This is a genomic window from Marinactinospora endophytica (assembly GCF_054780875.1).
The window spans coordinates 1-15,089 of record NZ_BAAGVM010000014.1; the positions used below are offsets into that span (position 1 = coordinate 1).

At 71.6% G+C, this 15,089-nt stretch carries 13 protein-coding genes; 8 read left to right on the plus strand and 5 right to left on the minus strand.

What is annotated here, in order from left to right:
• Nucleotides 1–451: NUDIX hydrolase (locus ACYVHU_RS22495; protein WP_498949444.1), on the plus strand; the 451-nt coding region annotated here is incomplete at its 5' end.
• Between the two features lie 54 nt (nt 452–505).
• Here ACYVHU_RS22495 and ACYVHU_RS22500 read toward each other — a convergent pair.
• From ACYVHU_RS22500 to ACYVHU_RS22515, 4 genes are all read right to left on the minus strand, one after another.
• Nucleotides 506–1,780, minus strand: a complete 1,275-nt coding sequence (locus ACYVHU_RS22500; RefSeq protein WP_078764091.1) for an APC family permease — start codon at nt 1,778–1,780, stop codon at nt 506–508.
• Between the two features lie 123 nt (nt 1,781–1,903).
• Nucleotides 1,904–2,179, minus strand: a complete 276-nt coding sequence (locus ACYVHU_RS22505; RefSeq protein WP_078764090.1) for a DUF1876 domain-containing protein — start codon at nt 2,177–2,179, stop codon at nt 1,904–1,906.
• A gap of 21 nt (nt 2,180–2,200) precedes the next feature.
• Nucleotides 2,201–2,404, minus strand: coding sequence for a DUF1918 domain-containing protein (locus tag ACYVHU_RS22510; RefSeq protein WP_078764089.1), 204 nt, complete (start codon nt 2,402–2,404; stop codon nt 2,201–2,203).
• Between the two features lie 88 nt (nt 2,405–2,492).
• Nucleotides 2,493–3,248 carry an SDR family oxidoreductase gene (locus ACYVHU_RS22515; RefSeq protein ID WP_078764088.1) on the minus strand — a complete coding sequence of 252 codons (756 nt, stop codon included), beginning with the start codon at nt 3,246–3,248 and terminating at the stop codon, nt 2,493–2,495.
• Between the two features lie 118 nt (nt 3,249–3,366).
• Here ACYVHU_RS22515 and ACYVHU_RS22520 point away from each other — a divergent pair, with 118 nt between their 5' ends.
• The 6 genes from ACYVHU_RS22520 (at nt 3,367) to ACYVHU_RS22545 (ending at nt 11,345) form a co-directional block, all read left to right on the plus strand.
• On the plus strand, nt 3,367–3,993 hold the full coding sequence (locus ACYVHU_RS22520) for a class I SAM-dependent methyltransferase (RefSeq protein ID WP_498949445.1): 627 nt from the start codon (nt 3,367–3,369) through the stop codon (nt 3,991–3,993).
• A 78-nt stretch (nt 3,994–4,071) separates the two neighbouring features.
• Entirely contained in the window at nt 4,072–4,632 is a 561-nt protein-coding gene (locus ACYVHU_RS22525) for a TrmH family RNA methyltransferase (protein WP_078764086.1), read from the plus strand.
• 306 nt (nt 4,633–4,938) lie between these two features.
• Entirely contained in the window at nt 4,939–6,318 is a 1,380-nt protein-coding gene (locus ACYVHU_RS22530; protein ID WP_078764085.1) for a hemolysin family protein, read from the plus strand.
• The gene (locus ACYVHU_RS22535) at nt 6,315–7,334 is read left to right on the plus strand and encodes a hemolysin family protein (protein ID WP_078764084.1); all 1,020 of its coding nucleotides are present in this window, start codon (nt 6,315–6,317) and stop codon (nt 7,332–7,334) included. Before ACYVHU_RS22530 ends, ACYVHU_RS22535 begins: the two co-directional genes overlap by 4 nt.
• A gap of 514 nt (nt 7,335–7,848) precedes the next feature.
• Nucleotides 7,849–8,121 (plus strand): hypothetical protein, encoded by a 273-nt coding sequence (locus ACYVHU_RS22540; RefSeq protein ID WP_078764083.1) that lies wholly within the window; start codon nt 7,849–7,851, stop codon nt 8,119–8,121.
• Between the two features lie 842 nt (nt 8,122–8,963).
• Entirely contained in the window at nt 8,964–11,345 is a 2,382-nt protein-coding gene (locus ACYVHU_RS22545; protein ID WP_432940268.1) for an ATP-binding cassette domain-containing protein, read from the plus strand.
• 81 nt (nt 11,346–11,426) lie between these two features.
• On the opposite strand, the gene ACYVHU_RS22550 is transcribed toward ACYVHU_RS22545, so the two are convergent.
• Entirely contained in the window at nt 11,427–12,917 is a 1,491-nt protein-coding gene (locus ACYVHU_RS22550) for a carboxylesterase/lipase family protein (RefSeq protein WP_432940265.1), read from the minus strand.
• A gap of 415 nt (nt 12,918–13,332) precedes the next feature.
• Between ACYVHU_RS22550 and ACYVHU_RS22555 the strand changes: the two genes are divergently transcribed.
• Nucleotides 13,333–14,757, plus strand: coding sequence for an alpha/beta hydrolase family protein (locus ACYVHU_RS22555; protein WP_498949446.1), 1,425 nt, complete (start codon nt 13,333–13,335; stop codon nt 14,755–14,757).
• Nucleotides 14,758–15,089 lie beyond the last annotated feature (332 nt).

Below are 15,089 nucleotides of genomic sequence, written 5' to 3' on the forward strand. Positions count from 1 at the left end.
CCTGCTCCCCGACGAACCCCCCACCCCCCACCCGCGCCTCAGCCGCATCGCCGCCTACGCCATCGCCACCACCCCCGACCACATCCTCCTCACCCGCATCTCCCCCGGATTCCCCGGCGCCGGCACCTGGCACCTGCCCGGCGGCGGCGTCGACCACGGCGAAAACGCCCGCGACGCCCTCGCCCGCGAACTCATCGAGGAAACCGCCCAAACCGGCGTGATCGGCGACCTCATCACCTTCACCAACCACCACCGCCCCGCCACCCCCACCAGCCCCGAGATCCACTCCGTCTGGGCCTTCTTCCACGTCCACATCCCCCACCCCACCACCCCCCGCGTCACCGAGACCAACGGCTCCACCTGCCAGGCCGCCTGGTTCCCCCGCCACGCCCTGCCCCACCCCCTCTCCTCCACCGCCCGCCGCGGCCTCACCGCCCTCGCCCGCCCCTGAGAAAACAGCGAGGCGGCCCCGCCCCCATGGACGAGACCGCCTCCGCGCACCACCTCACACTCGGCGCGCCACCACCCGCGAACGCACCACCCACACCAGCGCGCCCACCGCCACCACCAGCGCCCCCGCCACCACCGAATCCCACGGCAGGCACAACGCCAGCACCAAACACCCCACCAGCCCCACCACCGGCACCACCAACGGCGGCCGATCCTCATCGGGCCCCAACCTCAACGCCGAAGCGTTGGCCACCGCGTAATAGACCAACACCCCAAACGACGAGAACCCCACCACCCCGCGCACATCACCCACCAGCACCAGCGCCACCACCACCGCGCCGACCACCACCGCGGCCCGATGCGGCACCCCCCACCGCGGATGCACCCCCGCCAACCAGCGCGGCACACTCCCATCCCCCGCCATCGCCGCCGTCGTCCGCGACACCCCCAACACCAACGACAACAACGCCCCCAAACTGCCCAACGCCGCGCCCACAGCCACCACCGGCACCGCCCAACCGGCCCCACCGGCCGCCACCGCATCGGCCAACGGCGCCGAGGACCCCGCCAACCCGCGCACCCCCAACACCGCCAACAGCGCCACCACCACCGCCAGGTACACCCCCAGCGCCACGGCCAACGCCACCCCGATCGCCCGCGGAATCGACCGCTGCGGATCCCGCACCTCACCCCCCAGCGTCGCGATCCGCGCATACCCGGCGAAGGCAAAGAACAACAACCCCGCCCCCGCCAACACCCCGCCCAGACCAGGCTCCGCGACCGGCGGCCCCGCCTCCACGCGCGCCACCCCGGCACCGCCACCCCACAGCGACACCACGACCACCAAGGCCAGCACCGCCACCACCGAGACCAACAACACCCGCGTCAACCACAACGACGCGCGCATCCCCCGGTAGTTCACCGCCGTCAACACCACCACCGCGGCCACCGCGACCCACCGCTCCGCGCCCGGCCACACATACGACGCGAACACCAACGCCATCGCCGCACACGACGCCGTCTTACCCACCACGAACGCCCACCCGGCCAGGAACCCCCACACCTCCCCCAGACGCTCCCGGCCATAGACATAGGCCCCACCCCACCGCGGATGCCGCGCCGCCAACCGCGCCGAGGACACCGCGTTGCAATACGCCACCACCGCCGCCACCACCAACGACACCAGCAGCCACGAACCCGCCGCCCGCGCCGCCAACGCCGGCACGACGAACACCCCCGCGCCGATCATGGCCCCCAGGCCGATCACCACGGCATCACCCGTGCCCAGCACCCGAGCGGGCCGAGCCTGAAAATCAGAAGTCGAGGTCACAGGCCCGAGTGTGCCCCATCAGGGTCACGCTGGAGTGAACACCGCCCCACCCCCCGTCACCCCACCCCCACACACGCCGACGGCCGGGCCGACAACCCCGACCCGGCCGTCCACCGGCGACACTCACGACCGCCAGGCGCCACCCGACGAATCCGAGATGTCCTCGGCCGCCGCCTGCCGCAACTGACGCGCCAGATCCGCCAACGCCCGCGACACCGCCAGCTCATCCCCGATATCGGGGATATCCACATCGGCGGGGTGCTTGCGCGCCATCCCATGCCCGCGCAGATTCGCCCCCTCCTCCGATCTCAACCCGGCCTCGGCCCACGTCCGAGCCGCATCCCCCTCGCTCTCCTCCGACACCAAGATGTCGACACTCCACCGCTTCATCGTGTGCATGACCGCCCCCCGGACTCCAGCTCACTCCCGACCCGGTTCCTCACCCGACTCGATATGGGCGTCCGGCCCCGGATAGACCAACCCCTCACGGTCCTCATCCAGCCACCGCACCTGATACGGCGGGGTCCCCTCGACGCCCAACACCGCCAACACCACACCCGTGCGACGGTGCACGTCATCACGCGGAGCCTCGACCACCAACCTGTCGCCGACCTGCGCTCTCATCGACCATCCCCCCTACCTCCCATCCTGCGCTCGCCCCACCCCTCGACGCAATGGCCTCCCACCAAAGACCCGACCCCGCCGCGGCGGCCTACTCCACCCCCGCCCCCAACGTCCGCCCACCGTCCAACGTGTGCGTCTGCCCCGTCACCCACGCCGCGTCCTGCGAGGCCAAGAAGGCGATCGCCGCGGCGACATCCTCCGGCTCCCCCAACCGGCCCAACGGGTAACCCGCCACCACCCCCTCCTCGTCCTGCGCGTACAACGCCTCCGCGAACCTCGTGCGCACCACCGCCGGCGCCACCGCGTTCACCCGGATCTTCGGCGCCAACTCATAGGCCAACTGCGCCGTCAAATTGATCAGCGCCGCCTTACTCGCCCCATACACCCCCAACCCCGGAGACGGATGCTGCCCCGCCAACGACGCCACGTTCACCACCGCGCCCCCGTGCTCCCCCATCCAGGCGTGGTAGACCCCGCTCACCCACGCCGCCGCGGCGATCACGTTGATCTCGAAGATCTTGGCCATCGCGGCCGGATCGACGTTGACGACCGCGTCGAACACCGGATTGGTCCCCGTGTTGTTCACCAGCACGTCGATACGCCCGAACGTCTCCAGGGTCCGCTCGATCACCTCCGCGCGATGCTCGGCGTCGTGCGCCTTCCCCGCCACCCCCACCGCCACGTCGGAACCCCCCAGCCCCGCGACCGCCTCCTCCAACGGCCCCGACTTACGCGCGGTGACCACCACCCTGCCGCCCTCATCGACGATCCGCCGCGCCGTGGCCAACCCGATCCCCCGGCTGGCACCGGTGACGATCGCGACCTTGCCCTCAAAACGCCTCACGGACACTCCTCAACACCTCCACACTCGACCGGACCTTCGGAGCATCACAGTACCGACCGGCCGGTTTGTCAATGCGCCCAGGCCCCACCACCCCCATCACTGCTGGTAGCGTCACCGCGTGACACAGCATTACTTCTCCCCCGACCCCGACTCCACCAGCCGCCCCACCACCATCGACCTCGTCCTCCCCGACCTCCACCTCCGCCTCACCACCGACCGCGGCACCTTCTCCCCCGACAAAATCGACCTCGGCACCCGCATCCTCCTCGAAACCGTCCCCACCCCACCTCCCAACGGCCACCTCCTCGACCTCGGCTGCGGCTACGGCCCCATCGCCCTCACCATGGCCGCCCGCGCCCCCCACGCCACCATCCTCGGCGTCGACGTCAACCCCCGCGCCCTCGCCCTCGCCACCACCAACGCCCACAACAACCACCTCCACAACGCCACCTTCGCCCTCACCAACCCCGACGGCACCCCCACCCCCCACACCACCACCCCCCTCACCGGCCCCTTCGACGCCATCTGGTCCAACCCCCCCATCCGCATCGGCAAAAACGTCCTCCACCCCCTCCTCCACACCTGGCTCAACGGCATCACCCCCGGCGGCACCGCCCACCTCGTCGTCCAAAAACACCTCGGCGCCGACTCCCTCCACCGCTGGCTCGACACCCAAGGCCACCCCACCGAACGCATCGCCTCACGCGCCGGCTATAGAATCCTTCGCACCACCCGCCCGGCATGACCCCTCCCACCAGGAGCGACATGCCGGTAGGCTGAGAACAACCTGACCCCCAGACCGGATTCGAGGAAAGCACCCCAGGTGAGCACGCAACTGCGCCCCACCGACGTCAAACGGCTCAACCGCCAATGGCGCAGGCGCACCGAGGGCCGCCTCGCCCTCATCGCCGAATCCGTCACCCAGCCGTTCAACCTCGGCTCCATCCTGCGCACCGGCGCCACCTTCGGCCTCGACACCCTCTGGCTCACCGGCAACGCCATCGACCCCACCCACCCCCAAGTGGGCAAAACCGCCCTCGGATCCGAAAACAAGATCCACTGGGAACGCCTCCGCACCAGCAACGAGGCCATCGCCGCCGCCCACGCCGACGGCTACCGCGTCGTCGCCATCGAACTCGCCCGCGACGCCCTCCCCCTCCACGAGGCCCCCCTCGACGGCGACATCTGCCTCGCCGTCGGCGCCGAAGACCACGGCTGCTCCCCCGCGCTCCTCGCCGCGGCCGACGCCGTCGCCTACATCCCCCAAATCGGCCGGGTCGGCTCCCTCAACGTCGCCGTGGCCACCGCCATCGCCATCGCCGAGACCCGCCGCCGCGAATGGCAGGCCCACACCGCCCCCGCGGAGACCGGCACCGTGAACTGATCCGCCCACCCCCACCCGCCGCCCCACCCGCGGCGGGCTTTCGGCGCACCCACGATCCGGCCCACCAGCACAGCGCTCGGCAAAAAAAGTCCCGGCCGAAGATTCGTCCGGGGACCCTCCGGGAACTTCTTCCCCCCAATGGGTGTTATTCCCGGTACCGATCGAATCCATTGAGAGAGGAACATTGGATCCGTCCCGAAGTAGCAACAGCGTCCTGAACGGACGCTGCGGCTCCGAAACCGACGAACCCCCCTCACCAACTAGCGTGTGCACCGAGTCTTACGGCTCCGAGGCGGTGCGCGCGACATGAGCATCGTCCTCAACATCCTCCTCGGAGCCCTGGTGGTCATCCTGATCACCGCGGCGACGGGCTACTTCGTCGCCCAGGAATTCGGCTACATGGCGGTGGACCGCTCCCGCCTCAAAGCCCGCGCGGCAGCCGGCGACACCGGCGCCGAACGCGCCCTCGGCATCACCAACCGGACCTCCTTCATGCTGTCCGGCGCCCAGCTCGGCATCACCGTCACCGGTCTGCTCGTCGGCTACGTCGCCGAACCCATGATCGGATCGGGAATCGGCGAACTCCTGGGCGGCGTGGGCGTACCCGTGGGCATCGGCATCACCGCCGGAACCGTCATCGCCCTGCTCTTCTCCACACTCGTGCAGATGGTGTTCGGCGAGCTGTTCCCCAAGAACCTCGCCATCGCCCGCCCCGAGCCCGTCGCCCGCTGGCTGGCACTGTCCACCGGCGTGTACCTCAAGATCTTCGGCCCGGTCATCCGGCTGTTCGACCAGGCCTCGATCCTGCTGCTCAAGGCCGTCCGCATCGAACCCGTGGAGGACGTCCAGCACGCGGCCACCCCGCGCGACCTGGAACGCATCGTCGAGGAGTCCCGCGAAAGCGGCGACCTCCCCGCCGAACTGTCCACCCTGCTGGACCGCACCCTCGACTTCCACGACCGCACCGCCGACCACGCCATGATCCCCCGGCCCCAAGTCACCTCCGTCGAGGTCGACGAACCGGTCAGCAGGGTCGTGGAACTCATGGCCTCCGGCCACTCCCGCTTCCCGGTCCTCGGCCAGGGCGTCGACGACATCGTCGGCGTCATCTGCCTGCGCGACGTCCTCGCGCTGGGCGACCGAAACCTCGAGAGTGTCCTGGTCAAGGAGGTGGCCCGCCCCGCGGTCATGGTGCCCACCTCACTGCCGCTGGCCGGGGTCCTGGCCCAGCTGCGCGAGGCCTCCGACGAGTTCGCCTGCGTCGTCGACGAGTACGGCGGCCTGGCCGGCGTCATCACCCTGGAGGACATCGCCGAAGAACTCGTGGGCGAGATCGCCGACGAGCACGACCCCGAAGACGAGGGCGAAGCGCGCGTCAACGAGGACGGCAGCTGGCTGCTGCCCGGCGCGCTCCACGTCGACGAGGTCGAACGCCTCCTCGGGCACGACCTGCCCAACGGCGACTACGAGACCATCGGCGGGCTCGTCATCAACGAACTGCGCCGCCTGCCCGAACCCGGCGACGTGGTCCGGGTCGACCTGCCCCGCCACCCAGGCGCCGAGGAGGACGACCCCCACCGCTGGATCGTCCTCACCGTCGAAAACGTCGACCGGCACGTCCCCGAGACGGTCCGTCTCCAACTTGTCGAGTCCGACGTCCCCGTAGACCAGGAGGTGAACGCATGAGCGACCTCAACCCCTGGGTCGCGATGATCATCTCCGTGGTCATCATCGGACTCAGCGCCTTCTTCGTCGCCATCGAGTTCGCCCTGGTCGCGGCACGCCGCTACCGGCTGGAGGAGGCCGCCGAGTCCAGCGCCTCGGCCCGCGCGGCGCTCAAGAGCGCCCGCGACCTGTCGCTGCTGCTCGCCGGCTCCCAGCTCGGCATCACCCTGTGCACCCTGGCACTGGGCGCCATCACCAAGCCGGCCGTCCACCACCTGATGGAACCCCTGTTCCACGGGTGGATGCCCGACGCGGTCTCCTACGTGGTGTCGTTCGTCATCTCCCTCGTGGTGGTGACCTTCCTCCACCTGGTCGTCGGCGAGATGGCGCCGAAGTCGTGGGCCATCTCCCACCCGGAGAAGTCCGCGACGCTGCTGGCCATACCGATGCGCGCCTGGATGTGGCTCACCCGCCCCGTCCTGGTGAGCATGAACGGGATGGCCAACTGGGTGCTGCACCGCTTCGGCGTCGAGGCCGTCGACGAGGTGGCCTCCGGGCACGGCCCCGACGACCTGCGCGAACTGGTCGACCACTCCGCCAAGGCCGGCGCGCTGGACGAGGAGCGCCGCGACCAGCTCGCCACGGCCCTGGAGCTCAACTCCCGGCCGCTCCGCGAGATCACCACCCCCAAGGAGGAGCTGGCCGGTGTCGGCCCGGACGCCTCGTTGGAGGAGGTCAAGCGGGTGTCGCGCGACAGCGGGCACCTGCGCCTGGTCGTGCGCGACGGCGAGGCGCCCCTGGGCGTGCTGCACGTACGCGAGGCCCTCACCAGCGGCCCCGAGACGACGGCCGCGGACCTGATGCGTCCGGTCCTCACTCTCGACGCCTCGACGCCGATCTACGCGGCGTTGAGCATCATGCGGGAGAGCCGCAGCCACCTGGCCCTCGTCGAGGACGGCGAGTCGCTGTTGGGGCTGGTGACGCTCCAGGACATGCTCGACCGGCTGCTGCTCAACGAGAGCTCCGCACCGGTCTGATCCTTCGCGTCCGTTTCCCCGCCGTGGCCGGCGCTCCGTCAGGGGCGCCGGCCACGGCCGTTTCCCCACCCCGAGCCGGCGCCCCTCCTGACCAGGCCCGGGGCTTGTAGGAGGTAGGCGGCGTAGCCGCCTTCCGTATTGGTTTTCTCTGATCTGGAGAGAGAAGACACGCTCACCTTTACGTCGTAGATTTTTAAGATGAGGGGGAGGAGCACGCCCTGTCCCGGCGGAGACCGGGACGATTCGCCGCGACGCGCCCCCACGTCGGGGGCTGGCACGGCGGTGCCGCCCCCCACCAGGGCGGGAACCGTCGACACGCCCCGGCGAAACCGCGCTCGCCGGCCCGCGCTCCCCTACCGTTCTCGGCGGGGGCACCGCCTTTCCGGCGGGCCCCGCGACGGCCGTCCCTCCCCGTGAAAGCCCACCGCGCGGCCCCGACATCGCGGCCCGCGGGCCGGGGCTCCCCTGGGACAGGGCGGCCGCACACCGCGACCGACTCTCACGGAAGGCCACCATGACGCGCACGTTCGCCGCCACGGCCCTGACACTGGCGGCCCTGGTCCTGGGCACCGCGCCCGTCCACGCCGACGCCCGATACGGGTGCGAGGGCGTCGACTACGATCCACGGACCCGCAACCTCACCGGGAACACCTCCTGCGAAGGCGTGGGCGATGGGGCCGGCTCCGTGGTGGACCTGCCGGAGGGCCGCACCTACCAGTGCGAGGACCTCCAAAAGGACCTCCCGCTCGTCCGGCTGGCCGGCACCGGATGCCTGCCCGTCGAATGACCCGGCTCACGCCGACGGGCGCGGAACAGGATCCGTTCCGCGCCCTCTCCGGGTGCCGGATCGCCACGGTCCGCACCCCGGTTCCCTGATCGCCCCTCCCCCAGACCGCCACAGCGGCTCGGGAACCCGGTGCGGGGACCGGAGACCCGCCCACCAGACGCCGCGAACCTGCCGGCCCCGTGACCGAGGCCGAGACTTCGGTTCCGTCGTCCCTCGGCCCCGGGACGACACGGTGAAGCAGACGGCGGACCGGTCAGAAATCGAGAAGCGCCGGCCGGTGGGGCGCGACTAGCGTGATCACCATGGACGCCACCGCCCGCCCAAGCCCCCTCCCCACGCCCGCCTTTCCGCTGCTCCTCGGGGACATCCCCGATCGCGCTGCGCGGCGACGCCCGGGCTGGAGGACGTGCCGGGTCACGGGCACTCCCCTGGCCGGGGCGTCCATGAGGACGAACGCCGCACCACCGCCGAGGCGACGGCCGTCCAGGCCCCCGACGCCGCCCTTGACCGCTGACCGGCGGCTCCAAGGACCGCCCGGACAGCCCCACTGAGGTGCGCGACCGCCCCTTAGGCTCCCATGGGCCGCCCGGCCGGTGCCCAGGGAACCGCGCCCACCCCGGCCAGGCGCTCTCCGCCCCGTAGCCGCTGCGGCACCGTCCCGCGCGCGGCCCCACCCCCACCCCGTTTCCCTGTCCGAGACCGTCCCCGCGGTCACGGCCGGCCCCGCCCCGTGACCGCACCGACACGGACGAATCGGATGTATGTTCGATCCCGCCGAAAATGAGCCAGGCGTGGCCGCCGGAGATTCACGCCCCCGGCCCCGCCCGACCAATGGAGACACCATGACCACGGCCCCCAGACCCCACTCGCCCGCGCTGCACGTCGCCGACAGCCACGACCTGATCCGCGTGCACGGCGCGCGCGGGAACAACCTCAAGGACGTCAGCGTCGAGATCCCCAAACGCCGGCTGACCGTGTTCACCGGTGTCTCCGGCTCGGGCAAGAGCTCACTGGTGTTCGGCACCATCGCCGCCGAGTCGCAGCGGTTGATCAACGAGACCTACAGCGCCTTCATCCAGGGGTTCATGCCGACGCTGGCCCGGCCCGAGGTCGACGTGCTCGAGGGGTTGACGACCGCGATCATCGTCGACCAGGAACGTCTGGGGGCGAACCCCCGCTCCACGGTCGGCACCGTCACCGACGCCAACGCGTTGCTGCGCATCCTCTTCAGCCGGCTCGGGCGACCCCACATCGGCCCGCCCAGCGCGTTCTCCTTCAACACCGCCTCGGTCCGGGCCAGCGGCGCCATCACCGTCGAGCGCGGTGCGGCCAAGGCGGTGAAGCAGACCTACAGCCGCACCGGCGGGATGTGCCCGCGCTGTGAGGGCATGGGCAACGTGACCGACATCGACCTCACCCAGCTCTACGACGACAGCAAGTCCCTCGCCGAGGGCGCGATCACCGTCCCCGGCTACAACGCCGACGGCTGGCTGGTGGGGATCTTCCGCGCCTCCGGCTTCCTCGACCCCGACAAGCCGATCCGCGACTACACCGAGCAGGAGCGTCACGACTTCCTGTACCGGGAACCGACCAAGGTGAAGGTCGACCGGACGAACGTGACCTACGAGGGGCTGGTCCCCCGCGTCCAGAAGTCGTTCCTCTCCAAGAGCCGCGAGGCGATGCAGCCGCACATCCGGGCCTTCGTCGACCGCGCGGTCACCTTCACCACCTGCCCCGAGTGCGACGGGACCCGGCTCAGCGAGGCGGCCCGGTCCGCCAAGATCGAGGGGATCAGCATCGCCGACGCCTGCGCGATGCAGATCAGCGACCTGGCCGAGTGGATCCGCGGCCTCGACGAACCGTCGGTGGCACCGCTGCTCGCCACGCTGCGCGACACCCTCGACTCGTTCGTGGAGATCGGGTTGGGCTACCTCTCGCTCGACCGTCCCTCCGGCACGCTCTCGGGCGGCGAGGCGCAGCGCACCAAGCTGATCCGCCATCTCGGCTCCTCCCTCACCGACGTCACCTACGTCTTCGACGAGCCCACCATCGGCCTGCACCCCCACGACATCCAGCGGATGAACGACCTGCTGCTGCGGCTGCGCGACAAGGGCAACACGGTCCTCGTCGTGGAGCACAAGCCCGAGACCATCGCCATCGCCGACCACGTCGTCGACCTGGGACCCGGCGCCGGCACTGCGGGCGGCACCATCTGCTTCGAGGGCAGCGTCAAGGAGCTGCGCGACAGCGACACCCTCACCGGACGCCACCTCGACGACCGGGCCACCCTCAAGCAGACGGTGCGAACCCCCACCGGCGCGCTCCAGATCCGCGGCGCGAACACCCACAACCTGCGCGACGTCGACGTCGACATCCCCCTGGGGGTGCTCGTCGTCGTCACCGGCGTCGCCGGCTCCGGCAAGAGCTCGCTCGTGCACGGGTCGATCCCGGCCGGCGCGGGCGTGGTGTCGATCGACCAGGGCGCGATCCGCGGCTCGCGGCGGAGCAACCCGGCGACCTACACCGGCCTGCTCGACCCGATCCGCAAGGCGTTCGCGAAGGCCAACGGGGTGAAGCCGGCCCTGTTCAGCGCCAACTCCGAGGGCGCCTGCCCCGACTGCAAGGGCGCCGGCGTCGTCTACACCGACCTGGCGATGATGGCCGGCGTCGCCACCACCTGCGAGGAGTGCGAGGGCAGGCGATTCCAGGCATCGGTGCTGGACCACCGCCTCGGCGGTCGCGACATCAGCGAGGTGCTCGCGATGTCGGTGGCCGAGGCCACGGAGTTCTTCGGCTCCGGCGCGGCGCGCACACCGGCCGCGCACGCCATCTTGTCCCGCCTCTCCGACGTCGGGCTCGGCTACCTCAGCCTCGGTCAGCCGCTCACCACGCTGTCCGGCGGTGAGCGGCAGCGGCTCAAGCTGGCCACCCACATGGGTGAGAAGGGCGGCGTCTACGTCCTCGACGAGCCGACCAGCGGCCTCCACCTCGCCGACGTCGAGCACCTGCTCGGCCTGCTCGACCGCCTCGTCGACTCCGGGCGGTCGGTCATCGTCATCGAACACCACCAGGCGGTCATGGCGCGCGCCGACTGGATCATCGACCTGGGTCCCGGGGCCGGCCACGACGGCGGCCGGATCGTCTTCGAGGGCACGCCCGCCGACCTCGTCGCCGCCCGGTCCACCCTCACCGGGGAGCACCTGGCCGCCTACGTCGGCGCCTGAGCCCGACGCGGCGACCGCTCCCGCCGCCGGGGCGGCGCCCGGGCCGGTTCACCCGGCCCGGGGCGGTGCGGGGCGACCGCGTCAGTAGACGCCCTCCCACAGGGCGCGTTCCGCCGGGCGCGGGTCGTCGACGAGCGCCACCACGTCGTCGAAGCGCAGCACCGGCCGCCGGGGCACCTCGTACCGGGGCCATCCCGGGTCCCCGCCGGCGGCGAAGGCGATCCAGGCGGCGTGCACGGTGTCGGCGAGGCGCTGCGGCGGCTCGGCGCCGAGCAGCGGCCGAAAGCGCGGGTCGTCGAGGAGGTCGAAGACGAAGGGGACCTCCAGGAAGTGGCAGGCGCCGAGAAGCCCCCCGAACCGCGGTGAGCGCCAGGCGAACTCGTAGACGTGGACCGCGTGGCCGGCCGCGGCCCTGGCCTCGGCCAGCCGGTAGGCGGGAACGCGGTACCACCAGTCGCGCTGGAGCAGCGCCAGCAGGTCCCCGGGCCCAAGACCGAGGTCGGCCGCGCCATAGGCCGCGTGGACCCGGCCGGGTGGGAGCCCGTACAGCCGCGCGGCGGTGGCCAGGTCAGCCTCGGTCACGGTGTCCAGCGCGCCGAAGGGGACCAGCGACAGCCTGCCCTCCTCGCTGTTGGTGCCGACCAGGATGTCGACGTCGGCGCCCGCGCCGGAGCGGAGGAGGTCCAGCGGTCGCCCGGGCAGGGTGGCCTCGTCGATGACCGGCTGCCAGGCGGTCACCCGGCAGCCGGGTTCGCCGCCCCAGCGCCACGGATCGGGGTGGGGCGCCAGGTCGGCCATCACCGCCACCTGGGCGTCGAGCAGCCGTTGCCGGGGGACCGTGGCGATCGCCTCGCGGGTGAACGCGACGCCCAGGCGGGCGGCGAGCAACCCGCCGACGTGGCGCGCCGTCTCGGGTGTCTGGGCCAGGTTGCCGGCGCCGCTTTGCAGGATGGCGCGCCGGATCAGCCCTCGGGCCGCGGGCATGGCGAGCAGGGCTCCCACGCACATGGCGCCGGAGGACTCCCCGAACACGGTGACGTTGTCGGGGTCGCCGCCGAAGGCGGTGATGTTGTGGTGGACCCAGCGCAGTGCGGCGATCTGGTCGAGGAGGGCGAGGTTGGCGATCCCGTCCCCGGGGGCGAGGAACCCCTCGGCGCCGAGCCGGTGGTTGACGCTGACCAGGACGACGCCGTCACGGGCGAAGCGTCCGCCGTCGTAGGGGATGCTGCTTCCGCCGTCGAAGCCGCCGCCGTGGATCCAGACCATCACCGGTCGCCCGGCTCGGCCCAGCTCCGCGGTCCAGACGTTGAGGTTGAGGTAGTCGTCCCCGGCCACGGTCGGAAAGAACCCGTCGAGGTCGGCGGGCTGGGGGAAGACCGGCTGGGGGGCGGTGGGCCCGAAGGCGCCGGCGTCGCGCTCCCCCGCCCAGGGGGCGGCCGGCTCCGGTGGCTGGAAGGCCAGGGCGTTGACGGGCGGCTCGGCGTAGGGGACGCCTTTGAACACGTGGACGCCGTTGACCGTGCGCCCGCGCACGCGGCCGGTGCGCGTGGTGACGACGGGATGGCCGGTCATGGTCCGAGGTGTCCCTTCCGGTCGCTCCGGCGTGGGCGGCGGCGCGGATCGGGCCGCGCGGGTGCCCGCGGTCGGGGCGGCCACGCGCCCGCCCCGATCGGGTTCCTCCGGGATGGGGCCGGCCCCTGCCCACGATATCCGCGTTGTGAGTACCGGCACGGTGCGAGAGGCCGGCGTGTGTCGAAGCGTCCCGTGGCCGCGACGCCGGGTCGGCGCCGCTCCCGTCCTTCAGGGGTTCTTGGCCGGTCGGGGGAGGCGTCGCCGGTGCGCCACATCGGCCGGGGATGGGGGCGTAGGCCGCCGCGCGGGGACCAGCACAGGTTACCGCAGCGTAACTTACTGGTGAGTTACCCCCTCTGACCACACAGTGTTAGCTTTCGCTCACCCCCGTCAGCGCAGAGCGAGGAGCGAGCCCATGAGCCGCAGGAGAACCCGTTCGCGTTTCCCCCTCTCCCCCACCCGCACCCCCGGTATCCGACAGACGACCACCCCCGAGCCCCACCGGGGAAGACGCCTGGGCGCCCGCCTCCTGGCCGGCCTGGTGACCGCGATGACCGCTGTCGCCACCTGCGCCCTCCCCGCCTCCGCCGACACCGTGCCGGAACCGGTGGAGTCAAGGGGAGTGCCCATCCCCGCCTTCTACACCCCTCCCACCGAGCTTCCCGTCGCCAACGGCACGCTGATCCGGACCGAGCCCCTCCCCCTGGGCCTGAGCCTTCCCGGCCTGGACGGCCGCCGCATGCCGGGCACGGCGACCCGGCTGATGTACAAGTCCACCGACTCCAACGGACAGCCCGTCGCGGTGACCGGCGCCTACATCGAGCCCTACGCGGACTGGAAGGGCGACGGTCCCCGCCCGCTGGTGGCCGTGGGCACGGGCACCATGGGCCAGGGCGACCAGTGCGCGCCCTCCATGGCCCTGCAGTACCCGTTGATCATCACCGGCGAGACCCTGTCGGTCGGCTACGACAACCTCTCCGTCTACCGACTGCTCGCGACCGGCGCGGCCGTGGTGGTCACCGACTACGTCGGGCTCGGCGCCACCGACCGCCTGCACACCTACGTCAACCGGATCGACCAGGGCCACGCCCTGCTGGACGCGGCACGGGCGGCGCGCTCCGTGCCCGGGGCGTCCGTCACCGACGACTCGCGCATCGGGCTCTACGGTTACAGCCAGGGGGGAGGCGCCACCGCCTCGGCCGCCGAGCTCCAGCCCTCCTACGCCCCCGACGTGCGACTGGCCGGCACCTACGTGGGAGCTCCCCCCGCGAACCTGACCGAGGTCATGAAGGGCATCGACGGCAGCGCCCTGGCCGGCGCGCTGGGATGGGCGATCAACGGCTTCACCCAGTCCGACCCCGAACTGCGCGAGGTCCTCGACGCCCACATCAACGACACCGGACGCGCGGCCCTCCAGGACATGTCGACCATGTGCGTCGGCGACGCGATCCTGCGTTACGGGTTCGCCAAGAGCACGAGGTGGACCACGGGCGGCGAATCCATCGCCGACGTCATCGCGGCCGACCCCACCGCCCAGGCCGTGCTCGACGAGCAGCGCATCGGCGCGCTCAAGCCCGCCGGGCCGGTCCGCGTGGCCACGGGCGTCCAGGACGACATCGTCCCCCACCGGCAGGCGCGACAGCTGGCCGTGGACTGGTGCCGCGCAGGAGGCGAGGTCACCTACAGGGCCATCGTGCTGCCCAACCTCGGTGACAAGATCCTCACCAATCACCTCACCCCCCTCATCACCGACCAGCGCGACGCCGTGAACTGGCTGACCGACCGCCTGGCCGGCGAGGATTCCCGGTCCAACTGTTCGACCCTGCCCCTTCGGCCGTGATTCGGGGGGTGCCTTGATTCTGACGACGACCCATTGCCTTTACAGTGTAGATCATTTATTTTCCCTGGCGCGCGCGGCACCCCGGCCCTATGATCTCGGGTATGCAGCGCGCCCAGATGACGACGACGCCGGAGGTGTCCCGGCGCGCTGACTGATGTCTGATCCGAAGCCCCGGGGCGAGCGCCCCGGGGCTTCGCCGTTGGGTCACTCGCCCGTCACAGCGAGGAGACCGCCATGCACGACCACCGCAGGCTCGGACGGGAACTGGGCCTGTTCGACACCGATCCCCTGATCGGCTCGGGCCTTCCCTACTGGCTGCCCGCCGGCGCCAC

What these genes read in the sequence shown, in the direction of transcription:
- ACYVHU_RS22530 (WP_078764085.1), top strand. Translation starts at nt 4,939, where the DNA reads ATGAGCATCGTCCTCAACATCCTCCTCGGAGCCCTGGTGGTCATCCTG.
- ACYVHU_RS22505 (WP_078764090.1), bottom strand. Translation starts at nt 2,179, where the DNA reads ATGCACACGATGAAGCGGTGGAGTGTCGACATCTTGGTGTCGGAGGAG.
- ACYVHU_RS22510 (WP_078764089.1), bottom strand. Translation starts at nt 2,404, where the DNA reads ATGAGAGCGCAGGTCGGCGACAGGTTGGTGGTCGAGGCTCCGCGTGAT.
- ACYVHU_RS22545 (WP_432940268.1), top strand. Translation starts at nt 8,964, where the DNA reads ATGACCACGGCCCCCAGACCCCACTCGCCCGCGCTGCACGTCGCCGAC.
- ACYVHU_RS22550 (WP_432940265.1), bottom strand. Translation starts at nt 12,917, where the DNA reads ATGACCGGCCATCCCGTCGTCACCACGCGCACCGGCCGCGTGCGCGGG.
- ACYVHU_RS22555 (WP_498949446.1), top strand. Translation starts at nt 13,333, where the DNA reads ATGAGCCGCAGGAGAACCCGTTCGCGTTTCCCCCTCTCCCCCACCCGC.
- ACYVHU_RS22535 (WP_078764084.1), top strand. Translation starts at nt 6,315, where the DNA reads ATGAGCGACCTCAACCCCTGGGTCGCGATGATCATCTCCGTGGTCATC.
- ACYVHU_RS22540 (WP_078764083.1), top strand. Translation starts at nt 7,849, where the DNA reads ATGACGCGCACGTTCGCCGCCACGGCCCTGACACTGGCGGCCCTGGTC.